Genomic DNA, 26,664 nt, shown 5'->3' with positions numbered 1-26,664 from the left:
AGGCTGTCTTTCGATGCGGGTTACATCTCGGTCAGTCCTCCGAGTGGAAGGCCAGCTCGATCAGATCGTCGAGGTCGAGATCGTCGATCGCGTCGGCCGGGTCGGCCTGGTCGTCGCCGCCGGGGTCGTCCGGTCCCTGCGTCAGCTGGAGCAGGGCGTCGAGCAGGCCCGCCTCGCGCAGCCGCGCGAGCGGGATGGTCTGCAGGGCGCGGCGGATCTCGTCGTCCGGCTGGTCGGCCCCGGGGTCAGCGGCCGGGTGGTCGAGTTCCGCGTGCAGGTACTCGGCCAGCGCGGCCGGTGTCGGATAGTCGAAGACCAGCGTGGCGGGCAGGGCCAGTCCGGTCGCGGCTTGCACGCTGTTGCGGAATTCGAGCGCGGTGATCGAGTCGAAACCCAGATCGCTGAACGCCTTGTCGGGATCGATCACGGTCCCGTTCCGGTGCCCGAGGGTCGCCGCGCCTCGGTCGCGCACGAGCTCGACCAGCACCCCGAGCCGTTCCCCGGCGGGAGTGCCCGCAAGGCGGGCGCGCAGCGCGGCGGCCGTGCCGTCGGCCGCCTTGCGGCGCGGCGTGGTCAGCCCGGCCAGCAGCGCGGGCGCGAAGCCCGCGTCGCGCATGACGTCGAGGTTCATCCTGGCCAGGATCGGCGCCGCGATGTCGAGCTGGGCCGCGGCGTCGAAGAGCGCGAGACCGTGGGTCCGCGACAGCGGCAGCATGCCGGTGCGGGTCATCCGGAGCCGGTCGACGTCGCCGAGTTCCCCGGCCATGCCGCCGTCCCACAGGCCCCAGGCCAGCGACTGCCCCGGCAGGCCCGCCGCCCTGCGCCGGGCGGCGAGCGCGTCCAGGCAGGCGTTGGCGGCCGCGTAGTTGCCCTGGCCGGTATTGCCGAAAGCGCCCGCTGCCGAACTGAACAGCACGAACGCCCGCAGCGGCAGGTCGGCGGTCAGCTCGTCCAGGTGCAGGGCCGCGTCGACCTTGGGGCCGAGGACCGTGTCCAGCCGGTCCGGGGTCAGCGAGGCGATGGCGCCGTCGTCGAGCACACCGGCCAGGTGGTAGACCCCGGCCAGCGGATGCCCGGCCGGGATGTCGGCGAGCACGCGGGCCAGCGCGTCCCGATCGGCGACATCGCAGGCGGCGAAGTGCACCTCCGCACCGGATTCGGCCAGCTTCGCACGCAATTCGGTTGCGCCGGGCGCGGTTTCGCCCCGCCTGCTCAACAGCAGCAGCCGCCGGACGGCGTGCTTGGCGACCAGGTGCCGGGCGAACATTCCGCCGAGCAGACCACCGGCGCCGGTGATCAGCACAGTCTCCGCCGGGTCGTAGGCCGGGGCCTGCGCGGAACCGAGGGCGGTGGTGGCGATCCGGCGCAGCCGCGCGGCATGCACCGTCGCGCCGCGCACGGCGACCTGCGGTTCGCCGGTGGCGAGGATGCCACCGAGCAACGGGCCGGGGTCACTGTCACTGTCGACCAGGACGATCCGGCCCTGGCTCTCGGACTGCGCGGCCCGCACCAGGCCGCCGACGGCGGCGCCCGCCAGGTCGACGCGCTCGGTGTCGGCGACGGCGGCGGCACCGGTGGTGCGCACGACGAGCACCGAGTCGGCGAATCGCGCGTCGGCCAGCCAGGACTGCACCGCGCGCAGCACCCGATGGGTCGCGGCCCGCACCGTGGCGGGATCGTCGCCCGCCGGGCAGTCCAGGAGCACCGCGGGCGGGACGGTCTCGCCGAGCCGTTCCCACGACACTGTCTCGATCGTGTTCTCCGCCACCGTGATCGGCGTCCAGCCGACATCGAACAGCGCGGACCCGACGACGGAGGCACCGGCGAGGAGTTGCGCCGGGTCCATCGGCCGGGACGCGAGCCTGCGCACCGTGGCGACGGGCGCACCCGACGGGTCGGCGAGGTCGAGCACCACACCGTGGTCACCGACCCGGGTCATCCGCACCCGCAGCGCGGTGGCGCCCGCGGCGTGCACGGTGACACCGGACCACTCGAATGGCAACGCGAGCGCCGCTCCCGCCGTGGGCAATTCCCCGGCGAGCAGCAGCGCGTGCAGCGCCGAGTCGAACAGGGCGGGGTGGAGGCCGAACCCGTCGGCGAGCCGGGATTCGGGCAGGGCGACCTCGGCGAACACCTCGTCGCCGCGGAGCCACGCCGCCCGCAGGCCCTGGAAGACCGGGCCGTAGCCGTAGCCTGCCGCGCGCAGTCCGTCGTAGCCGTCGTCGATCGGCAGCGGCCGCGCGCCCGCGGGCGGCCACGCGGCGAGGTCGGCACCGGGCGTGCTCGGGTCCGTGCCGACGGTGCCCTCGGCGTTCAGGGTCCACACCGTGTCGCCGTCGTCCGGGCTGGAGTAGATCCGGATCGGGCGACGGCCGGTGTCGTCCCGGTCGCCGACGACGAGGCGCAGCGCCGCGCCACCGGATTCCGGCAGCACCAGCGGCGCCCGCAGCACCAACTCGTCCAGGGTCGTGCCGCCGACCCGGTCGGCGGCGTGCAGGGCGAGTTCGACCAGGCCGGTCCCGGGGAACAGCACGGCGTCGTGCACCCGGTGATCGGCCAGCCACGGCTGGGTGGCGGTCGACAGGCGGCCGGTGAGCAGCACCGTGTCGGAGTCCGGCTGGGCGATCACCGCCGAGATCAGCGGATGCCCGGTGGACACCAGGCCCATCGATCGTGCGTCACCACCGCCGGTCGAGCCTTCGGTCAGCCAGTACCGACGGCGCTGGAAGGCGTAGGTGGGCAAGTCGACCCGGCGCGCGCCGGTCCCGGCGTACAGGCGGGCCCAGTCCACCGTCGTGCCCGTGACGAACAGCCGGGCGAGGCCGGTCAGCAGGGTCGCGGGCGTCCCGTCGCCGCGCACGGTCAGCGCGACCGCCGTCGCGGTGTCGAGGGTCTGGGCGACCATCGGCGTGAGGGCGGCGTCGGGCCCGACCTCGGCGAAGCGGCTCACCCCGAGCGTGGCCATGGTGGTCACCGCGTCGGCGAAGTGCACGGTGTCGCGCACCTGACGCACCCAGTAGGCGGGATCGGTCATCTCGTCGGTGACCCTGGCGCCGGTCACCGTGGAGACCAGCGTCAGCACGGGCTTGCCGAAGCTCAACCCCGTCACGACAGCACCGAATTCGTCGAGCATCGGTTCCATCAGCGCCGAGTGGAAGGCGTGCGACACCGTGAGCCGGTGGGTGCGCCACCCCTGCTCGACGCAGCGTTCGACCACGGCGGCGACCTCGGCGTCGCCGCCGGACAGCACCACCGAGGCCGGTCCGTTGACCGCCGCGATCGACACCTTCGCATCGAGCCGCGCGGCCACGTCGAGCACCTCGGCCTCCGCCGCGCCGACGGCCACCATGGCGCCACCGGCGGGCAGCGCCTGCATCAATCGGCCACGCGCCGCCACCAGTACACACGCGTCGTCGAGCGACAGCACGCCTGCCACGTGCGCGGCGGCGATCTCGCCGATCGAGTGACCGGCCACCACCTCCGCCCGTACCCCCCACGATTCGAGCAAGCGGAACAGCGCCACCTCGAAGGCGAACACGCCCGCCTGGGTGAACACCGTCCTGGCGAGCAGATCTCCGTCGCCGAGGGCAGTCGCCAGCGAATCAGGCTGTCCAAGTATCGGTTCCAGAAGGTCGACGATGCCGTCGAAGTTCTCCGCGAAGACCGGGTAGGCCGCGCGCAGCCCGGTGGCCATGTCCGCCCATTGCGCGCCTTGGCCGGAGAAGACGAAGCCCGTCGAACCAGGTATCACCTTGCCGTGCAACATGTTCGGCGTCTCGGTGCCGTCGGCCAGTGCCCGTAGCTCCGCCGACCGGTCGCCGGTCAGGACGACGGCCCGGTGCTCGAAGACGCTCCGCGTCGAGGCCAGCGAGAAGCCGAGATCGATCGGGTCGAGGTCGCCGACCCGGGCCGCCAGCAGTGCGGCCTGACCGGCCAGCGCCTCGCCGCTGCGGGCGGACAACACCCACGGGGTCGACTCGCCGAGCGGTGCGACCGGCATGGGCGAATCCGCCACCGGCGGTGCCTGTTCCACGATGACGTGCGCGTTCGTCCCACTGATACCGAACGAGGACACGCCCGCACGCCGCGGCCGACCCACCTCCGGCCACGCGACCGATTCCGTCAGCAGACGGACATGTCCCTCGGACCAATCCACCTTCGTACTGGGCTGATCCGCGTGCAGGGTGCGCGGCAGCACGCCATGGCGCATAGCCATGATCATCTTGATCACGCCACCCACACCGGCCGCCGCCTGCGCATGACCGATGTTGGACTTCAACGAGCCCAACCAGAGCGGACGATCCTCGGCACGATCCTGGCCATAGGTGGCGAGCAGGGCTTGCGCCTCGATCGGATCACCCAAAGTCGTTCCGGTGCCGTGCGCTTCGACGACATCCACCTCCGCCGGAGCGACCCCGGCATTGGCGAGGGCCTGCCGGATCACCCGCCGCTGCGACGGACCATTGGGCGCGGTGAACCCGTTGGACGCACCGTCCTGGTTCACCGCCGAACCCGCGAGCACCGCCAGCACCTGATGACCGTTGCGGCGGGCATCGGAGAGCCGCTCCAGCACCAGCACACCCGCACCCTCGGACCAGCCGACCCCATCGGCGCTGTCGGAGAACGATTTACACCGTCCGTCCGGCGAGAGCCCACGCTGACGACCGAATTCGAGGAACATGTCCGGCGTCGCCATCACGGCCACCCCACCGGCCAGGGCGAGTTCGCACTCCCCCGAGCGCAGCGACTGCGCGGCCAGATGCAGCGCCACCAGCGACGACGAGCACGCCGTGTCCACCGTGACCGACGGACCCTCGAGCCCGAACACGTACGACACCCGGCCGGAGACCAGGCTGCCCGCGGCGCTGCTGCCGGTCCCGGAGCCCTGCGCGTAGTCGTGGTACATCACGCCGGTGAACACACCGGTCGAACTCCCGCGCAGCACCGCCGGATCCAGCCCGGCCCGCTCCAGCGCCTCCCAGGAGACCTCGAGCAGCACCCGCTGCTGCGGGTCCATGACGGTCGCCTCGTTCGGGCTGATCCCGAAGAAGTCCGCGTCGAACTCGGCGGCCTCGTAGAGGAATCCGCCGCGCCGGGTGTAGGTCTTGCCCGCCCTGCCGGGTTCGGGATCGTAGATGCCGTCCAGGTCCCAGCCGCGATCGCGCGGCATGTCCCCCGTGGTGTCCCCACCCGAGGTCACCAGCTGCCACAGGTCCTCCGGCGAGGCGACGCCGCCCGGGTAACGGCAGCTCATGGCCACCACCGCGATCGGATCGTCGTCGGCGCGGACCCGGCCGACCACCCGCTCCTCGGTCGTCACCGCGCCGGTGAGCTGGGCATCGAGGAACTCCGCGACGATCCCCGGGGTGGGGTAGTCGAAGATGAGAGTGGCGGGCAGGTGCAGACCGGTCGCGGTGTTGAGCTTGTTGCGGAACTCCACGGCGCCGAGCGAGTCGAAGCCGAGCTGCTGGAACGGCCGATCGGCGACGACGGCGTCGGCCGAGGCGTGGCCGAGGATGTCGGCGGCCACCGATCGGACCAGCTCGAGCAGCGCACCGCCGCGATCGGCGTCGGACAGCCCGGCCAGCTTGCGCAGGAACGCCTGGCCCGCCGCCGTCCGGGTGGGACGACGCGCCGGTGCCGGGGCGATCGCGCGCAGCAGCGCGGGGATCTGCGCACCGCGGGTCCGCAGCACGGCCGGGTCGACCCGCAGCGGCACCAGCTGGGCCGCGTCGGTGGCGATGGCCGCGTCGAACAGCGCCAGCCCCTCCGCCTCGGTCAACGGCGGGAAGCCCTGCCTGCGCATCCGGTCGAAGTCGGCTTCCGACAACTCGGTGCCCAGGCCGGTGGCCCGCGCCCACATGCCGTAGTCGAGCGCGGTCGCGGGCAGTCCGAGCCGGTGCCGGTGCGCGGCGAGGGCGTCGAGGAAGACATTGGCCGCCGCGTAGTTCGCCTGACCTGCCGGCAGGACCAGGCCACCCGCCGAGGACACCAGGACGAACAGCGACAGCGCGGACGGCGCGGTGAGTTCGTGCAGATGCCAGGCGGCGTCGGCCTTGGGCCGCAAGACCCGCTCGATCCGCTCCGGGGTGAGCGCCTCGATCAGCCCGTTGTCGGCGGTGCCCGCCGCGTGCACCACACCGACCAGCGGATGCTCGGCGGGCACGGTGGCGAGCAGGGCGGCCAGCGCGGCGCGATCGGACACATCGCACGCGGCGATGGTCACCTCGGCGCCGAGTTCGGCCAGCTCGGAACGCAATTGGGCCGCACCGGTCGCGGCCGCGCCACGCCGGGAGGTCAGCAGCAGCCGACGGACGCCGTGCGCGGTCACCAGGTGCCGCGCGAACACCGCGCCCAGACCGCCGGTGCCACCGGTGATCAGGACCGTACCGGTGTCGATCGACCGCGCGACCGTGCCGGGCGTGGCCCTGGTCAGGCGCGGGACGAGCAGGTCCGAACCGCGCAGCGCCGCCTCGGGTTCCCCTGCTGCCACGGCCGACGCGATCCGGATCGGATCGGGCTCGGCGTCCAGGTCGAGGAGCTGGACGCGGCCCGGGTGCTCGGCCTGCGCGGCGCGCAGCAACCCCCACACCGGCGCCTGCGCCAGGTTCACCTCGTCGGCGTGCACCGCGTGCCTGGTGAGCACGACCAAACGCGCACCGTCCCAGCGCGGATCGGCCAGCCATCGCTGCACCGAGTCGAGGACCTCGGCGAGCACATCGCGGGCCGCTTCCGGCACCGCGCCCGGGTGATCCGGCGCGACGAGCAGAACGACATCGGGGATCACCGGCTCCGGAGTCGCCTCGAGGTCGGCGACCAGGGCCGCCAGATCCGCGTACCCGCGCACCTCGCCCGCGCCCGCGGCACCGACCAGCGCGATGCGGCCCGGCTCGACCACCGCCGCCTGCGCCGCCACGGGCACCCAGTCGACCGCGAACAGCGACTCCGAGATCCGGTCCGCGCCCAGCCGTTCGGCCGAGACGGGCCGCGAGACCAGCGCGCCCACCGACAGCACCGGCTGCCCCCGGTCATCGGCGAGCTGGAGGGCATACCTGGTGCCGTCCAGCACGATCCGGACGCGCACGGCGGCGGCGCCCGGCGCGTGCACGACGACCTGGTTCCAGGTGAACGGCAGCGCCGGGAAGCCGTCGACACCACCACGCAGCCCGTGGATGATCCCGGCGTGCAGGGCCGAGTCGAACAGCGCGGGATGGATGCCGAAGCCCTCGGCATCGCGTGGATCGGGCAGCGCCACTTCCGCGAACAGTTCGTCGCCACGCTGCCAGGCCGCCTGCAAGCCCTGGAAGAACGGGCCGTATCCGTAACCTACATCGAGCAATTCGTCGTAGGCGCTGTCGACGTCGATCGGCTCGGCTCCGGCCGGTGGCCAGGCGGTCAGCTCGAAGTCGGCGGTGGTCGCGGTCGGCGCGAGCACGCCTTCGGCGTGCAGGGCCCAGGGGCCGTCGGCGGTCTGCTGGGAGTGCACGCCGAGCCGCCGTCGACCGGCGTCATCGGGGGCGGCCACCACGACCTGGACCGCGACACCGCCGTCGGACGGCACCGTCAGAGGCGTGTGCAGGACGAGTTCGTCCACCATCGGGCAGCCGAGCAGACCGCCGACATACCCGGCCAGTTCCACGAAGCCGGTGCCCGGCAGCAGTACCACGCCGAGCACGCTGTGATCGGCCAGCCACGGCACAGTGTCCACGGACCAGCGGCCGGTGAAGCTGACCCCACCCGACTCCGGGTGCGGGACAACGGCACCGAGCAGCGGATGGTCGACCGCGTCGAGGCCGACCGCGGTGACCCCGCCCAGCTCGGCACCGAGCCACGACTTCGCCAGCGCCTGCTTGGCGTCGAGCCAGAACCGCTCGTGTCGGAAGGCGTAGGTGGGCAGGTCGACACGCCGCGCGCCGGGGAACAGCCCGGTCCAGTCCACGGCCGCGCCCGCGACGAACAGGCCGGCGACGCCGGTCAGCACCGACGACGCGTCGGCCCGGTCGCGACGGGCCAGCGCCACCACGGTCGCGGCGGGGTCGTCGATGATCTGGGGGATCATCGGGGTGAGGACGGCGTCGGGTCCCACCTCGGCGAACCGGGTCACGCCCAGCTCGGCCATGGTGGTGACGGCGTCGGCGAACCGCACCGTCGCCCTGACCTGCTCGACCCAGTAGGCCGGGTCCGACAGCTCGTTCTCGACCCGGCGGCCGGTGACCGTCGACACGAGGTCGATGTTCGGCCGCGCGAAGGTCAATTCACCTACCACCGTGGCGAATTCGGCCAGCATCGGTTCCATCAACGCCGAGTGGAAGGCATGCGAGACCCGCAGCCGATGGGTGCGCCGGCCACGCTCGGCACACACCTCGGTCACGGCCGTGACGGCGTCCTCGGGGCCGGAAAGCACCACCGCCGCAGGGGCATTGACCGCGGCGATCGACACCGCGTCACCCAGCAGCGGCAGCACCTCGGCTTCCGGCGCACCCACCGCCACCATCGCGCCACCCGCGGGCAGCGCCTGCATCAACCGGCCGCGCGCCGCCACCAGGGCACACGCGTCACCCAGCGACAGCACCCCCGCGACATGAGCGGCGGCCACCTCACCGATCGAATGACCGGCCACCACGTCCGGACGCAGACCCCAGGATTCGAGCAGCCGGAACAGCGCCACCTCGAAGGCGAACAGGCCCGCCTGCGCGAACACCGTCCGGTCGACCGAGTCCGCGGCCGAGAGCGCCTCGCTCAGCGACACCGGCTGTCCCAGCAGCGGATCCAGCCCGGCCACGATCTCGTCGAAGGCCGTGGCGAACAGCGGATAGGTGGCGCGCAGCTCGGCCGCCATACCCGCCCACTGCGCGCCCTGACCGGAGAACACCAAGCCTGTCGTGCCCGCCACCGCCCGGCCGGTCACCACCTCGGGCGCCGCCGAACCGGCGGCCAGCGCCGCGATTCCCGCACGCAGGCGATCCGGGTCGTCCGCCAGGACCACGGCGCGGTGCTCGAAGACACCGCGCGTGGAGACCAGCGAGAATCCGACATCCCCCGACTCGACGGCGAATTCGCCGAGGTGCGTCTCCAGCCGTGCCGCTTGGGCGGCGAGGGCATCGTCACTGCGCGCCGACAACACCCACGGCATCGGTCCCGTGTCGTCGTCCGTCGGCGTCGAATCCGTGACCGGGGGCGCCTGTTCCACGATGACGTGTGCGTTCGTGCCACTGATGCCGAACGAAGACACCCCGGCGCGACGCGGTCGATGGACCTCCGGCCACGCGACGGCCTCGGTCAGCAAGCGGAGGTGTCCCGCGGACCAATCCACCTTGGTACTGGGCTGATCCACGTGCAGGGTGCGGGGCAGCACGCCGTGGTGCATGGCCATGACCATCTTGATCACGCCACCCACACCGGCCGCCGCCTGCGCGTGCCCGATATTGGATTTCAGCGAACCCAGCCACAGCGGGCGGTCCTCGGCACGGTCCTGGCCATACGTCGCCAGCAGGGCCTGCGCCTCGATCGGATCACCCAAAGTCGTTCCGGTACCGTGCGCTTCGACCGCGTCGACCTCGACCGGCGAGACCCCCGCATTGGCCAGCGCCTGGCGGATCACCCGGCGCTGCGACGGACCGTTCGGCGCGGTCAGGCCGTTCGACGCTCCGTCCTGGTTGACCGCCGAGCCGGCGACGACCGCCAGCACCCGATGACCGTTGCGCTGCGCGTCGGACAACCGTTCCAGCACGAGCACGCCGACGCCCTCGGACCAGGCGACACCGTCGGCGGCATCGGCGAAGGACTTGCTGCGCCCGTCCGGCGCCAGTCCACGCTGACGGCTGAACTCCACGAAGGTCTCCGGGGTCGCCATCACGGCCACACCACCGGCCAGCGCCAGATCGCTCTCCCCCGACCGCAGCGACTGCGCGGCCAGGTGCAGGGCGACCAGCGACGACGAGCACGCGGTGTCGACGGTGACCGACGGTCCCTCCAGCCCGAAGACATAGGACACCCGGCCGGAGGCGATGGAACCGGAGTTCGCGTTCACCGGATAGTCGTGATACATCATGCCGGTGAAGACGCCGGTCGCGGTGCCGCGCAGGGTCGCCGGATCGACACCGGCCCGCTCGAAAGCCTCCCAGGAGCTCTCCAGCAGCAGGAACTGCTGCGGGTCCATCGCGGCGGCCTCGTTGGGGCTGATGCCGAAGAACGCGGGATCGAAAGCGCCCGCGTCGTGCAGGAATCCGCCCTCGCGCGTGTAGGTGGTGTGCGGTTTATCGCCGGTGGGGTCGTAGATCCGCGCGGTATCCCAGCCGCGGTTCACCGGGAACTCCGAGGCCGCGTCGACACCGTCGGCGACCAGTCGCCACAGGTCCTCGGGCGTGCCGACCCCGCCCGGGTACCGGCAGGCCATGCCGACGATCGCGATCGGATCGCCGTCGACCGCCCGGCCCGCCGTGACATCGATATCGGTTGTCGTGCCGAGGAACTCGTCGGCCAGGTGCTCCGCCAGCGCCTGCGGTGTCGGATAGTCGAAGACGACCGTGGCGGGCAGGGCCAGACCGGTGACGGTCTTGAGCCGGTTGCGCAGCTCGACCGCGCTCAGCGAATCGAAGCCGAGATCCTGGAAGGCGCGAGCGGGATCGATCGCGGACACGCTGTCGTGCCCGAGCACGGCCGCGATGTGGGTGCGCACGGTGTCGAGCACCAGCTGCCGCCTGCGGTCGGCGTCCGCGCCCGCGAGCCGAATCCGCAAGTCCGACACCACTGTCGAGGCGGCGGTCCGGCGGGTCGCGGGCGCCAGGTCACGCAGCAGTGGCGGCAGTAGTCCGGCCTCGGCCTGGGTCCGGATCGCGGCGGTGTCGAGGACGGCGATCACCGCGTGCGGTGTGCCGTTCGCGAGGGCCGCGTCCCAGCCGGCGAGCGCCTGGTCGTCCGGCATGGCGGTGAATCCGGTGCGGCTCATCCTGGCCACATCGGTGTCACCGAGTTGCCCGGACATCCCGCTGGAACGAGCCCACAGACCCCACGCGAGCGACTGACCCGCCAGCCCGGTGGCTCGGCGATGCGCCACGAGCGCGTCGAGGAAGGTGTTGGCGGCGGCGTAGTTGCCCTGCCCGGGGCCGCCGACGGTGCCCGACGCGGAGGAGAACACCACGAACGCCGACAGATCCAGGTGGGCGGTCGCCTCGTGCAGATACCAGGCGGCATCGGCCTTCGGCGCCAGGACACGGTCGATCCGCTCGGGGGTCAACGAGCCGACGACCCCGTCGTCGAGCACACCGGCGGCGTGGATCACCCCGGTCAGCGGCGATTGCTCGGGCACCTGGGCCAGCAGCGCGGTCACCGCGGCGGCATCGGTGACATCGGCCGCCACCACCCGCACCCGCGCACCGGACTCGGCCAGCTCGGCGACCAGCGCGTCCACGCCTTCGGCCCGCGGACCCCGGCGACTCACCAGCAGCAGCGACCGCACCCCGTACCCGGCCACGAGGTGCCGGGCGATCACCCCACCCAGACCACCGGTACCACCCGTGATCAAGACAGTCCCGTCCCCGAAGCCCGCGACGGCGGTCGAGTCGGTGACGGCGGCGTTCGCTCCGGGAGCGCCGACTCCTGCTCCGGGAGCCGCAGCACCTGTGCTGACGGCGGCAGCATCCGCACCAGTACCCACAGCGCCCGCACCCGTAGTGGCAGCCCCCGCGAGGCCGGCAGTAGCCCCCGTGCAGCTGTCCGGGCGAGTAAGGCGGGCGGCGTGAATGACACCGTCGCGGACGAGGACCTGCGGTTCGCCCACGGCCAGAACGATGGCCGCCAGGCTCGGGTCGACGGCAGTGTCGGTGTCGACCAGGACGACGCGGCCCGGGTCCTCGGACTGGGCGGAACGCACCAGGCCCCAGACGGCGGCACCGGGGAGGTCGGGGACCTCGTCGCCGGGGAGCGCGACCGCGCCCCGGGTGGCGATGAGCAGGGTGCTGGTGGCGAAACGCTCCTGCGCCAGCCACTGCTGGATCACGGAGAGAACGCGGGTGACCTCGGCGTGGGTGGAGGCCACCACGTCCTGGTCGATGGTCGCAGACCAGCCGGACCCGGCCTCGACGACGACCACCGGCGGTACCGAGGACTCCGCGTCCAGGTCGTCCCACCGGCCGAGGGCCGGGGTTGCCGTGGCGGGTTCGGTCGTAGCCGGTGACCAGGTCAGCTCGAGCAGTGGCGCGGCGGGCTTCGCCACGCCGGCGGTGAGCTGGTCGAGTGGCGTCCGCCGGGTCGTCAGCGTGCCCGACAGCACCGGTCGGCCCTGGTCGTCGGTCGCGGTGCAGGCGACCGACGACCCCGTCGACACCAGCCGCACGCGCAGGACGGACGCTCCGGCGGCATGCAGCGAGACCGACTCCCAGGAGAAGGGCAGCACCACCTGTCCCGCTGGGATGGTGAACGGTGACTCCGGCGCGCCGTCCAGCACACCGGCGAGCAGACCTGCCTGCATGGCCGCGTCCAGCAGGGCCGGGTGGATACCGAATCCTTCGGCCCGGACACCGGTTTCGGTGTCGAGCGCGACCTCGGCGAACACCTCGGCGCCGCGTCGCCACAGCGCTCGGACACCCTGGAAGGCGGGACCGTAGTCGTAGCCGCGGGCCAGCAGCGCCGTGTAGGCGGCCGCGACATCGATGCCGGTCGCGGCGGGCGGCCAGGTCTGTGGGGCGGCGTCGAGCGCCGCGGACTCCCCGGCGAGCAGACCGCGCGCGTGCAACAGCCACTGTCCGTCGCGGTCGTGTTCGCCGCGCGAGTAGATGGCGACCGACCGGCGCAACGCGTCGTCGTCGGTCCCGCCGACCACCACCTGGATCTGTGTCCCACCCGCGGCGGGCAGGAGCAGCGGCGCCTGCAAGGTCAGTTCCTCGACCACCGGATACCCGGCCTCGGCACCCGCGCGCAACGCCAGCTCGACGAACCCGGTGCCCGGCAGCAGGACCGCACCCGCGACCATGTGGTCGGCCAGCCAGGGCTGGGTCGCGACCGACAGCCGTCCCGTCAGCATGACACCGCCGGACTCCGGTTCCGACACCACCGCACCCAGCAGCGGATGCCGCGCCGCGCCCAGCCCGGCCCACTCGACATCGGCGGCGCCGACGGAGGTCTCGAGCCAGTAGCGACGGCGCTGGAAGGCGTAGGTGGGCAGCGGCACCCGGGCGACCGGCCGCGACGCGAAGAAGGCCGCCCAGTCGACCTCGACGCCGGCCACCTCGGCGGCGACGACACACCGCACGAACTGCTCGACCTCGGCCTGCCCGCGCCGCGCGCCCGTGACCACCAGCGACTGCGCCTCGATCTCGTCCGGCAGGCACTGCCGCGTCATCGCGGACAGCACCGCGTCCGGGCCGATCTCGACGAACCGGCGCACACCCGAGGCCACCAGCGTGTCCACGCCACGGGCGAACCGCACGGCCTCCCGGACCTGCCGCACCCAGTAGGCGGGTTCCAGCAGCTCGTCGCCGGCGAGCTCACCGGACAGGTTCGAGACCAGCGGGAGCTGCGGACGCTGGTAGGCCACCTCCCTGGCGACGGACTCGAACTCGGCCAGCATCGCATCCATGCGGTGCGAGTGGAACGCGTGCGACACCGTCAACCGCGAGGTCTTGCGGCCGCGCTCGGCGAACAGCCGCTCCAGCGCCGTGACCGCGTCCTCGTCACCGGAAATCACCACGGAGGTCGGCGAATTCACCGCGGCGATCGACACGGTGCCCGGGTGCTCCGCGAGCGCCTCGGTGACCTCGGCTTCGCTCGCCGCGACCGCCAGCATCGCGCCGCCTTCGGGCAGCCGCCCCATGAGGCGGCCACGCGCGGCCACCAGTCGGCACGCGTCCGGCAGCGACCACACGCCGGCCAGATAGGCGGCAGCCAGCTCACCGATCGAATGACCGAGCAGGACATCCGCTGTCACACCGAACGATTCCCACAGCCGGTACTGCGCGACCTCGTAGGCGAACAGGGCGGGCTGGGTGTACTCCGTGCGGTGCAGCGTGGCGTCGCCGTCGTCGAACATCAGCTGCCGCAGCGAGATTCCCAGCAGCGGGTCGAACTGCGCGCAGACTTCGTCCAGCGCGGCCTCGAACACCGGGAACGCCGCCGACAGCGCGCGTCCCATGCCGTGCTGCTGCGCGCCCTGGCCGGTGCACAGGAACGCGGTCTTGCGCAGCACCGCCTGGCCCGTGGTCACCCCACCGGCGGGCGACGACTCCGCCAGAGCGGTCAGCCCGGCGAGCAGTCCGTCCCGGTCGGCGGCCACGAACGCACCGCGCCACTCCAGCCGGGCACGCGTGGTCGACAACGAATAGCCGATGTCGTCGACGCCGAGTTCGGGGTGGTCGGTCACCCACCGCAGCACCTTGGCGGCCTGATCCCGCAGGCCCGCTTCGGTTTTCGCGGAGATCAGCACCGGGGTGACGCCGAGCGCCACGGCCGGCGGCGCGTCATCTTCCTCCGGTGCGGCGGCCTCGACCGCGGCCGGGGCTTCCTCGAGAATGACGTGGGTGTTGGTGCCGCTGGCGCCGAACGAGGACACACCGGCCCGGCGCACCCGCTCGCCCGCGGGCCACGGCTCCGCCTCGGTGAGCACCCGCACCGTGCCCGCCGACCAGTCCACATGCGGGGTCGGGGCGTCGACATGCAGTGTCGCGGGCAGTGTTTCGTGGCGCATCGCCTGCACCATCTTGATCACGCCGCCGACGCCCGCCGCGGCGGAGGTGTGACCGATGTTCGATTTGAGCGAGCCGATGCGCAGCGGGGCACCGGTGCGGTCCCGGCCGTACGCGGCGATCAGGGCCTGGGCCTCGATCGGGTCGCCGAGGGTGGTGCCGGTGCCGTGCGCCTCGACGGCGTCGATATCGGCGGGCGTCAGACCGGCATTGGCCAGCGCCTGCGCGATCACCATCTCCTGCGAGGGACCGTTGGGCGCGGTCAGCCTGCTGCTGGCACCGTCCTGGTTGACGGCCGTACCGCGCACCACCGCGAGGATCGGGTGGCCGTTGCGGCGCGCGTCCGAGAGCCGCTCGACCACCAGCATGCCGAGACCCTCGGAGAATCCGGTGCCGTTCGCCCCGGCCGCGAAGGCCTTGCACCGGGCATCCGGCGACAGCGCCCGCTGGCGGCCGAAGGCGATCAGCAGGGTGGGATCCGACATCACGGTCACGCCGCCGACCAGGGCGAGCGAGGTGTCACCCTGGCGCAGCGCCTGGCAGGCGAGGTGCAGGGCGACCAGCGAGGACGAGCAGGCGGTGTCCACCGACAGCGCCGGGCCCTTGAGGCCGAAGGTGAACGACACCCGCCCGGACAGCACGCTGGCCGAAACACCCGGGTAGGCATGGCCTTCCGCCTCGGCCGTCAGTCCGGGCGAGCCGACGCGCGGCCCGTAGTCCTGATGGATCACGCCGGCGAACACCCCGGTGTCGCTGCCGCGCAACGACACCGGGTCGATGCCCGCGTCCTCGAGCGCCTCCCAGGCGGCTTCCAGGAACAACCGCTGCTGCGGGTCCATCGCCTCGGCGGCGCGCGGCCCGATCCCGAAGAACCCCGCGTCGAAATCGCCTGCCGCGTCCAGGAACCCGCCCTCGCGGGTGTAGATCGCGCCCGCCGCGTCGGGGTCGGGATCGAACAGGCGCTCGAGGTCCCAGCCGCGGTCGGCCGGGAACGGGCCGACCGCGTCGGTGCCGGTCGCGACCAGATCCCACAGCTGGGCCGGGGTCTGGACGCCACCGGGATACCGGCAGCTCATGCCGACGATCGCGATCGGTTCGGCGGCCCGCTCCTCGAGCTGGTCGATGTGCTTCTTGGCGGCGCGGAGGTCTCCGGTGAGCTTGCGCAGATACCGGCTGAGTCGTTCCTCGTTGCTGGTGCCGGGGTTGCTCATGCTGGGCCAAACTCCTCGTCGATCAAATCCAAGAGCTCACTGCCGGAGGGCAGGTCGAGATCGTCGTACTCGCTGTCGGGCCAGCGGCCGGACAGGTAGGTGCGCAGGCGGTTGTTGACGCCGCGCAGGCCGGCGACGGTGTCGTCGTCATCGCCCGCGGTGGCGATGATCCGGTCGAGCAGCGACTCGAGCCGGGCGATGTCGTCGGGCGTCACCGCCGGGGTGGCCGGTGCGACGACGGTGGTCCGCGCCAGCAGGTAGTCGGCGAGGTCACCGGCGGTCGGGTAGTCGAACGCCAGGGTCGACGGCAGCGACAGGCCCGTCAGGGTCGAGAGCCGGTTGCGGAACTCGACGGCGCCGAGCGAGTCGAAGCCGAGTTCGTCGAAGCCGCGATCGGGGGCGATGTCGTCGGCCGAGCCGTAGCCGAGCACCGCGGCGACGGTGTCGCGCACCAGGTCCAGGACCAGACCGCGCCGCTTCGGCTCGGCCACACCGTGCAGTCGCTCCCCGAGCGAGGGTTCGTTGCTCGGGGTCGCGGCCGCCCGGTCCCTGGTGCGGACGAAGCCGCGCAGGGCGCCGGGCACCGGGCCGGTGTGCGCTTCGACGCGGAGCTTGTCGGTGTCCAGGTGGACCAGGGCCTGCACCGGGTCGGCGGTGGTCAGCGCGTCGTCGAACAGGCGAAGGCCGTCGGCGCGGTCCAGCGGGGCGAGGCCGAGTCGCTCCATCCGGCTCAGGGCGAGCCGGTCCAGGGTGCCGGTCATGCCGTTGTCCTGCTGCCACGGCCCCCAGGCCAGCGACAGCGCGGGCAGTCCTTCGGCCCGGCGCCGGATCGCCAGCGCGTCCAGGAAGCTGTTCGCGGCGGCGTAGTTCGCCTGTCCGGCCGAGCCGAGCACGCCGGCGATCGAGGAGAACAGGACGAACGCGGACAGGTCGAGATCGCGGGTGAGCTGGTGCAGGTGCCAGGCCGCCTCGGCCTTCGGCGCGAACACCCGATCGACCTGCTCGGCGGTGAGGGCGTGGAAAGTACTGTCTTCCAACAGCCCCGCGGTGTGCACGACACCGGTGAGCGGATGCTCCGCCGGGATGTCGAGCAGCAGGTCGCGGAGGGCGGCACGGTCGGTGACATCGCACGCGGCGATCCGCACCTCGGCCCCGAGCGCGGTCAGCGCCTCGGCGAGTTCCGCCGCGCCGTCGGCGCTCGCGCCGCGCCGCGACACCAGCAGGAGCTGCCGCACGCCGTGGGCGGTCACCAGATGCCGGGCCAGCAGGGCACCCAATCCGCCGGTGCCGCCGGTGATCAGCACCGTGCCCCGGCCGAAGGCGACGGGGTCGGTGACCGCGGTGGTCACCGGCTCGAGACGCGGGGACAGGACGCGGTCGCCGCGCACCGCCACCTGCGGCTCACCGGTCGCGATGGCGGCCCGGATCGCCTCCGCCGACACGGGCGTCGCGTCGGCGTCGACCAGCACGATCCGTCCGGGGTACTCGGTCTGCGCGCTGCGGATCAGACCGGTGACCGCCGCCGCCGCGACATCCGGTGTCTCCTCGGGCAGTCCGGCCGCCCGCCGGGTGACCACGACCAGTCGCGATCGGGCGAACCGGTCGTCGGCCAGCCAGCCGCGCACCGTCGCCAGCGCGGCCTTCACCCGATCCCCTGGCGCCGACTCCTGGTGCGCTGCCGCGGCTTCGGACCAGACGACGAGGTCGGGCACCGAGCCCGCCGCCAGCGCCGCCAGATCCGGGTGGTGCTCGTCGATCCCGAGGACCGGGGCGGTGCCGAGAACGGCGGCGCTGCCCGCCTGCGCGAGTCCGTCCGGCGTGCCTACCGCCGTCCAGCGCACCCCGTAGCGGGCCGCGCGGCCACCGGCCAGATTGGCGCGGAACTGCTGGACGTCGTAGGAGCGCATGACCACTTCGTCGATGGAGACGACCGGGTTGCCGTCCTGGTCGACGGCCACGACCGTGATGGTCTCGCTGTCGCGCTGAATGGCCATCACCCGCAGCGACGTCACCTTCGCGGTGGTGTGGAAGCGGGTCGCGCCCCAGCGGAACAGCAGCTTGCCCTCGGCCGGGTTGTTCGCTTCGTCGGACCAGATCAGGCAGACCAGTCCGGCGTGCATCACCATGTCGAACAGCGCCGGATGCAGCTGGAACCGGTCGGCGGGTACCTCCGCGCTCAGCGTGACCTCGGAGAAGATGGTGTCGCCGGTGCGCCACGCGCCGTCGATGCCGTAGAAGGACGGACCGTATTCCAGTCCGGCCACCCGGCCCACCTGGGCGGGAATCCAGGCGGGATCGACCGGTGCCGCGCCGACCGGCGGCCACGGCTCGGCGCGCAGCATCTCCATCAGCCCGATATCGGTGAGCTGATGACCGCTCAGCACGCCGCTGGCATTGCGCGTCCACTCGGTGTCGGCGGCGTCGGCGAGCCGGTAGTGGAAGGTGAACGACCGGCGCCCCGCGGCATCCGGTTCCCGGACCAGGACCTGGAGCTCCACGGCGCCCTCCGGGGGCGGGAGGATCGGCGACTCGAGGGTGAGCTCCTCGACCGCGCCGCACCCGATGCGCGCGCCCGCGACCAGCAGCATCTCCATGAGCGCGGCGCTCGGGACGAGCACGACGCCGTAGGTCATGTGGTCGGCGATCCACGGATGGGTGCGCAGCGACAGGCGACCGGTGAACAGCCATTCGTCCCGGTCGGCCACCCGCACCACGTCGGTGAGCAGCGGATGTTCCGCCGAGGTCGCGCCGGTGCCGACCGGCGCGGCGTCGAGCCAGAACCGCCGGTGCTCGAAGGCGTAGGTGGGCAGGCCGACTCGCGCCACCCGGCCCGTGGTGAACAGCCCGGTCCAGTCCAGCATCGCTCCGGCGGCGTGCGCGGTGGCGAGCATGGTCAGGAACTGGGCGACCTCGTCGTGGTCGCGGCGGGCCGCCGCGGCGACCGTGGATCGCTCCTCGATCTCGACGGGCAGGGTCTGGCGCGTCAGCGCCGCGAGGACCGCGTCGGGACCGATCTCCAGGAACCGGCGCACGCCCGAGGCCGCCAGGGTGTCGATGCCCGGCGCGAACCGGACCGCGCCGCGTACCTGCGCGACCCAGTACGCCGGGGCGAGGATCTCGTCTCCGGCGAGCTCGCCGGAGACGTTGGACACCAGCGGAATTCGGGGAGCGTGATAGGTGATGCCCGCCGCCACCGCCTCGAACTCGGCCAGCATCGGTTCCATCCGATGCGAGTGGAACGCGTGCGAGACCCGCAGCCTGCTGGTCTTGCGGCCCTGCTCGGCGAACCGCCGATCGAGCGCGTCGACGGCGTCCTCGTTGCCGGAGATCACCACGGCGGCGGGCGCGTTCACCGCGGCCACCGACACCCGATCGGCGAATTCCGTGACGGCCGTGGCGACTTCGGCCTCGGTGGCGGCGACGGCCAGCATCGCGCCGCCTGCGGGCAGCGCGTCCATCAGCGCGCCGCGCGCCGCGACCAGTCGGCAGGCGTCGTCGAGGGACCACACGCCCGCGATGTGCGCGGCGGCCAGTTCGCCGATGGAGTGGCCGATCACCAGATCCGGGACGAGCCCGAACGATTCCGCCAACCGGTACAGCGCCACCTCGAAGGCGAACAGCGCGGGCTGGGTCAACCGGGTGCGGTCCAGGATCCCGTCCGCCGCGACGCCCTGATCGTCGAGCAGGTGTCCGGTGACCATCGCCTGCTTCAGCGAACAGCCGAGCAGCGGGTCGAACCGGGCGCACACCTCGTCGAGCGCCGTCGCGAAGACCGGGAAGGCTCGCGCCAGCTCAGCACCCATCCCGACGCGCTGCGCGCCCTGACCGGTGAACAGGAACGCGGTCTTCCCCGAGCCCACCGTCCCGGACACCACACCTGACGCGGTGGTACCGGCGGCCAGCATGCCCAGCCGGTCCAGCAGCTCGGCACGGTCACCGCCGAGGACCGCCGCGCGGTACTCGTGGTGCGTGCGGCTCGTCGCGAGCGAGTACGCGACGTCGGCCGGATCGGCGTCGGGGTGGTCGAGCAGCCAGGTGCGCAGGCGCGCCGCCTGGGCCGCGAGCGCGGTCCGGCTCTTGGCCGACACCAGCAGCGGCACCGTGCGCGGACCGTCGACGGCCCGCTCCGCGACGACCGAGCGGACGGCGGGCGCTTCCTCGAGGATGGCGTGCGCGTTGGTGCCGCTGACACCGAACGACGACACACCCGCCCGGCGCACCGGCCCACCCGCACGCCACGGTTCCGGCTCGGTCAGCAGACGCACCGACCCCGCCGACCAATCCACGTGCGGGGACGGCACTTCCGCGTGCAGGGTCGCGGGCAGGGTCTCGTGGCGCAATGCCTGCACCATCTTGATCACGCCACCGACCCCGGCCGCCGCGACCGTGTGCCCGATATTCGACTTGATCGAGCCGATGCGCAGTGGTTCGCGCTCGCCCCGGTCCTGGCCGTAGGCGGCGATCAGCGCGTTGGCCTCGATGGGGTCACCCAGCGGGGTGCCGGTGCCGTGCGCTTCCACCGCGTCCACGTCGGCGGGGGTGAGTCCGGCGCTCGCCAGCGCCTGGGCGATCACCCGCTCCTGGGACGGGCCGTTCGGCGCGGTCAGCCCGTTGCTCGCGCCGTCCTGGTTGACGGCGGTGCCGCGCACCAGGGCCAGCACGTCGTGGCCGAGGCGGCGGGCATCGGAGAGCCGTTCCAGCACCAGCACGCCGACACCCTCGGCGAAGGCGACGCCATCGGCCGCGTCGGAGAACGCCTTGCAGCGCCCGTCCGGCGAGAGGCCGCGCTGCCGGGCGAAGTCGACGTAGAGGTAGGGGGTCGCCGCGACGGTGACACCGCTGGCCAGCGCCAGCGAGCTCTCCCCCTGCCGCAGCGCCTGGCAGGCCAGGTGCAGGGACACCAGCGACGACGAGCACGCGGTGTCCACGGTGACCGCGGGGCCTTCCAGCCCGAGCACGTAGGCCACGCGCCCGGAGATCACGCTGCTGGTGGTACCGGTGAGCCGATAGCCCTCCAGGTCGCCGACCACGCGGTCGACGTAGCCCGAGGCGCCAGCGCCGGCGAACACGCCGGTATCGCTGCCGCGCAACGAGATCGGGTCGATCCCCGCGTCCTCCAGCGCCTCCCACGACACCTCGAGCAGCAACCGCTGCTGCGGGTCCATCGCCGATGCCTCGCGCGGGCTGATCCCGAAGAAGCCGGGATCGAAATCGCCCGCGTCGTAGAGGAATCCGCCGCGATTGGTGTACACGGTCCCCGGCTTGTCCGGGTCAGCGTCGAACAGGCGGGGCAGATCCCAGCTGCGGTCGGCGGGGAATTCGCCGGTCGCGTCGACCCCGGCGGCGACGAGATCCCAGAGCTGCTGCGGTGATTCGACGCCGCCGGGGAACCGGCAGGCCATGCCGACGATCGCGATCGGCTCGTCGGCCCTGACCCGGCGCACGGTCTTGGTGACGGGCGCACCGGTCGCCGGGGTGACGCGGGACTGCACCAGCGCGGCCACCGCCGCCGGGGTCGGATGGTCGAACACCAGGGTCGATGGCAGTTGCAGGCCGGTGGCCTTGCCGAGCCGGTTGCGGAACTCCACGCCCCCGAGGGAGTCGAAGCCGATCTCGTCGAAGCGCTGGTCGGGCCGGATATCGCTGCCCGACTCATGGCCGAGCACCGCGGCGGCCTGGGCCAGCACCACGTCCAGGATCAGTTCGGCGCGACGTGCCTCGGGGACCTCGGCCAGCTGGGCACCGAGGGAGCCCACCGGCGCCGCGGTCGCCGCGTGCGCTGGGCGGGTCGAGCGGCGCACGTAGCCGCGCAGGACGGCGGGAACGGTGGCGGGATCGGTCTCCCGGCGCAGCGCGCCCGCGTCGAACACGGTCGGCGCCAGGCACGCCGCCGGGTGGGCGAGCGCCTCGTCGAACAGGCGCAGGCCGTCGGCATTCGCGAGTGGGCTCGTGCCCAGCCGGTCCCAGCGGGCGAGGGCGGCGCGATCCAGGTCACCGGTCATGCCGCTGCCCTGGTTCCACGGACCCCAGGCCAGGGAGGTGGCGGCCAGCCCGGCGGTCCGGCGGCGCCGGGCGAGCGCGTCGAGGACACCGTTGGCGGCGGCGTAGTTGCCCTGCCCGGCCGTGCCGAGCACGGTCGCGATCGAGGAGAACAGCACGAACGCCGACAGCGTCCGGTCCAGGGTCAGCTCGTGCAGATGCCAGGCGCCGTCGACCTTCGGGGCCAGTACCCGGTCGACCTGGTCGTCGGTCAGCGTGGCGACGGTGCCGTCCGCGAGCACCCCGGCGGTGTGCACGACGGCGGTGAGGCCGGTGCCGATGCCGTCGAGCAGCGCCCGCACCGCATCCCGGTCGGCCACATCGCAGGCCACCACGCGCGCCGCGGCGCCCAGCCGCGCGAGCTCGGCCACCAGTTCGGCGGCGCCCGGTGCCTCGGGGCCACGACGGGAGGTCAGCACCAGCTCGCGGACGCCGTGCGCGGTGACGAGGTGGCGGGCGAACAGGGCACCGAGCCCACCGGTGCCGCCGGTGATCAGCACGGTTCCGTCGCCGACGGAGACCGGTGCCGGGTCGGCGGTCGCCGCGCGCACCAGTCGCGGTGTCAGCAGCCGGTCACCGCGGATCGCCACCTGTGGTTCGCCGGAGCGCACCGCGGCCGCGATCCGGTCGGAGTCGAGTGGTGTGGCCGGGTCCTCGTCGATCAGGACGAAGCGATCGGGGTGCTCCGACTGCGCGCTCCGCACCAGACCCCAGATCGCGGCGGCGGCGAGATCGGGTGTCTCACCGGGCATTCCCGCGCCGTCCGTGGTCACGACGAGCAGCCGGGTAGCGGCCAGCCGCTCCTCGGCGAGCCAGTGCTTCAGCGTGGCCGAGGTCTCGTGGACAGCCGTGCGCACCACTTCCGGGCCCTCCGCGCCCCGCGCATCGGGTCGCCACACCACGACGGGCGGAACAGATTCCGCCGCACCGAGATCCGCGACCGACGCGAACGCGAGGTCGATTCCCGGCACGGTCGTGGCCGCGAGGGTGGCCGTCGTCGCCACGGTGGCGGGCCCGGCGGTATCCGTGGCCGTCTGCTCCCAGCGCACCTCGTAGAGGCTCGCCTCGGCACCGGCGACCGTGCTCCGGAACTCCTTGACGTCGTAGGGGCGCATCACGACCGCGTCGACCGAGATGATCGGCGCGCCTTCGGAATCGATCGCCGCGACCGAGAGGGTCTCGCGGCCGGACGCGACCGCGACGACCCGCAGCGAGGTCACCTCCGGTGGCACCTTCCCCGGTGTGTGGAAGCGCGCACCGCCCCACCGGAACAGCAGCCGGCCCGTGTCCGGATCGGGATTCCCCTCGCCCCAGAGCAACTGGGCGAATCCCGCGTGCATGACCATGTCCAGCAGGGCCGGGTGCAGTTCGTGGCGGCCCACTTCGGGTGCTGCGTCGAGGTTCAGGGCGATCTCGGAGAAGACGGCGTCGTCGCGCTGCCACACGGCGCGCACGCCGAGGAACGCCGGACCGTACTCGAGCCCCGCCGCCCGGGAGATCCGCCCCGGAAGTCCTTCGCTGTCGACTGTTTCGGCATCGGCGGGCGGCCAGTCCTCGTCGCGCAGCCGCTCCATCAGGGCCGCGTCGCCGTCCCAGCGGGCGGCGAGCGCGCCGGTGGCGTTGTGCACCCACTCCGACTCGGGCGAGGTCCGGAAGTAGAACTCGAACGGGCGACGTCCCGCCGCGTCGACGGCCTGGACCAGGACCTGGAGCTCGATCTCGGTGTCGTCGGTCGGCAGGATCGGCGCCTGCAGGGTGAGTTCGTCGACGACCTCGCAGCCGATCCGCGTACCCGCGGCGAGCAGGAACTCGATCAGGGTCGCGCTCGGCACGACCACCACGCCGTAGGTCATGTGATCGGCGATCCACGGCTGGGTCCGCAGCGAGAGCCTGCCGGTGAGCAGCCACTCGTCGGTGCCCGCCACCCCGACCACGCCCGTCAGGATCGGATGATCCGAGGCACCGGTCGATGCGCCGTGGTCCGGTTGCAGCCAGTGACGCCGACGCTGGAAGGCATAGGTGGGCAACGGGATCCGAGGTGCGGGCCGATCCGCGAACAGCGGTGCCCACGTCACCGGCACACCCGCGACCTGGAACCGGGCCAGCGCGGTGACGAACTGCGTCACCGCGTCGACGGACCGCCGCGACAACGCCACCACCGTCGACACCGACTCGATCTCCGGTGTCTCGGCCAGGCACTCCCCGGTCATGGCCGTGAGCACCGCGTCCGGGCCCAGCTCGACGAAACGCCGCGCGCCCGCCGCGACCAGGGCGGTCACGCCCGGCGCGAACCGCACGCAGCCACGCACCTGCCGCACCCAGTACTCGGGATCGGTCACCGTCGCGTCCGCGAGCTCGCCGGACTCGTTCGACACGATCGGCACCCGCGGCGCCGCGTAGGTGATACCGGTTGCCACCGTGCGGAATTCGGCCAGCATCGGCTCCATCCGCGCCGAATGGAAGGCATGGCTGACCCGCAACCGGCTCGTCCGCACCCCCTCGGCGGTGAGCTGTCGCTCGATCTCCTCGATCGCGTCGGCCTCCCCGGACAGCACCGAGGACGACGGACCGTTCACCGCCGCGATCGACACCCGCGTACCGAGACCCGCGACGATCTCGCCCGCACGCTCGGCGGTGACCGCCACCGCGAGCATCGCGCCGCCCACCGGCAGCGCGCCCATCAGCCTGCCCCGCGCCGCCACCAGCGCGCACGCGTCCGGCAGCGACCACACCCCGGCCACGTACGCGGCCGCCAGCTCGCCGATCGAATGGCCGATCAGGAAATCCGGTGTCACACCGAAGGATTCGACCAGCCGGCACATCGCCACCTCGAAGGCGAACAGGGCGGGCTGGGTGAACTCGGTGCGGTCGAGCAGGCCGTCGGCGTCGGTGAACATCACCTCGCGCAGCGACCGCCCGAGCAGCGGATCGAAGGCGGCGCACAGCTCGTCCAGCGCCGCCGCGAATACCGGGAACGCGCGGTACAGGTCCGCGCCCATGCCGACGCGCTGCGCGCCCTGACCGGTGCACAGGAAGGCCGTGCGCTCCGCGGTCGCCGTGGCCGTCAGCGCGGCGGGCGCGCCCGCCGCCAGCTCGGCCAGCCCGGCGAGCAGTTCGTCCCGGTCCCGGCCGACGACCGCGCCCCGCCATTCCAGCAGGGCCCGCGAGGTCGTCAACGCGTGCGCCACCTCCCGGACATCGCGGTCGGGTTCGCCGATCAGCCACTGCCGCAGGCGATCCGCCTGGGCGCGCAGGGCCTCGCCGGACTTGCCGGACAGGATCAGCGGCACGACCTCCGGCCCGGCCGGGGTCGCGACCGGCGCGGCCTCGTCGCCGACCGGCTCGGCGGGTGCTTCCTCGAGGATGAGGTGGGCGTTGGTGCCGCTGGCCCCGAACGACGACACACCGGCCCGCCGGGTCCGCTCCCCCGCGGGCCACGGCGCGTTGTCCCGCAGCAGCTCGACGGTGCCCGCCGACCAATCCACGTGCGGTGTGGGCGCGTCCACGTGCAGGGTCTTCGGCAGGACGCCGTGGCGCAGGGCCTGCACCATCTTGATCACGCCGCCGACGCCGGCCGCCGCCGAGGTGTGCCCGACATTCGATTTGAGCGACCCAAGCCGCAGCGGCGCGCCCGCGCGCCGCGCGCCGTAGACGCTGATCAGCGCCCGCGCCTCGATCGGATCGCCGAGCATCGTGCCGGTCCCGTGCGCCTCGACGGCGTCGATGTCGGCGGGCTCCAGCCCCGCGTTCGCCAGCGCCTGCGCGATGACCCGCTCCTGCGACGGACCGTTGGGCGCGGTCAGGCCGTTGCTCGCGCCGTCCTGGTTGACCGCGCTGCCACGCACCACGGCCAGCACCGGGTGCCCGAGCCGCCGCGCGTCCGACAGCCGCTCCAGCACCAGCACGCCGAGGCCCTCCGAGAAGCCCGTCCCGTCCGCGGCGGCCGCGAACGCCTTGCAGCGCGCGTCCGGGGACAGGGCGCGCTGCCGCGCGAACGCGATCAGCAGGGAGGGATCCGACATCACGGTGACGCCACCGGCCAGCACGAGGGTGGCATCACCCTGACGCAGGGCCTGGCAGGCCAGATGCAGGGCCACCAGCGAGGACGAGCAGGCGGTGTCGACCGAGATGGCCGGGCCCTTGAACCCGAACGAGTAGGCGATCCGCCCGGACAGCACACTGTTCGAGACACCCAGGTAGGCATGGCCTTCCGTCTCGGCGCTGATGGCCGCCGACCCGATGCGCGGACCGTAGTGCTGGTGGATGACACCCGCGAACACCCCGGTCTCGCTGCCGCGCAACGACACCGGGTCGATCCCCGCGTCCTCGAGCGCCTCCCAGGACGCCTCGAGCATCAGCCGCTGCTGGGGGTCCATCGCGGCCGCCTCGCGCGGCCCGATCCCGAAGAACGCCGCGTCGAAATCACCGATGGCGTCGAGGAATCCACCGTCGCGGGTGTAGACGGTGCCGGGCGCGTCCGGGTCGGCGTCGAAGAGGCGCTCCAGGTCCCAGCCACGATCGTCCGGGTAGGCCCCGACCGCGTCCACCCCGTCCGCGGTCACCCGCCACAGGTCCTCGGGTGACCGCACGCCGCCGGGGTACCGGCAGGCCATGCCGACGATGGCGATCGGCTCCTGCGACCGATCGGTGAGCTCACGGAGCTGCTGCTTGGTCTCGTACAGCTCTTTCGCGGTCTTCTTCAGATACCGGCGTAGCTCGTCGTTGTCGGCCATCGG

At 72.9% G+C, this 26,664-nt stretch carries 2 protein-coding genes; both read right to left on the bottom strand.

Annotation, left to right across the window (positions count from 1 at the left end):
* Positions 1-31: 31 nt before the first annotated feature.
* Positions 32-15,889, bottom strand: coding sequence for a type I polyketide synthase (locus AB0H54_RS07865; protein ID WP_357343633.1), 15,858 nt, complete (start codon positions 15,887-15,889; stop codon positions 32-34).
* Positions 15,886-26,661 carry a type I polyketide synthase gene (locus AB0H54_RS07860; RefSeq protein ID WP_357343631.1) on the bottom strand — a complete coding sequence of 3,592 codons (10,776 nt, stop codon included), beginning with the start codon at positions 26,659-26,661 and terminating at the stop codon, positions 15,886-15,888. The genes AB0H54_RS07865 and AB0H54_RS07860 overlap by 4 nt, the downstream gene beginning before the upstream one ends.
* Between the last annotated feature and the right edge of the window lie 3 nt (positions 26,662-26,664).

The sequence above is a fragment of the Nocardia sp. NPDC050718 genome, from assembly GCF_040654235.1.
Classification (GTDB): Bacteria; Actinomycetota; Actinomycetes; order Mycobacteriales; family Mycobacteriaceae; genus Nocardia.
Note: the sequence above shows the minus strand (reverse complement) of the source record. Positions and strands in the feature narration are given on the sequence as shown.

Coding starts and splice junctions, on each gene's coding strand:
- AB0H54_RS07860 (WP_357343631.1), bottom strand. CDS start 26,661: ATGGCCGACAACGACGAGCTACGCCGGTATCTGAAGAAGACCGCGAAA.
- AB0H54_RS07865 (WP_357343633.1), bottom strand. CDS start 15,889: ATGAGCAACCCCGGCACCAGCAACGAGGAACGACTCAGCCGGTATCTG.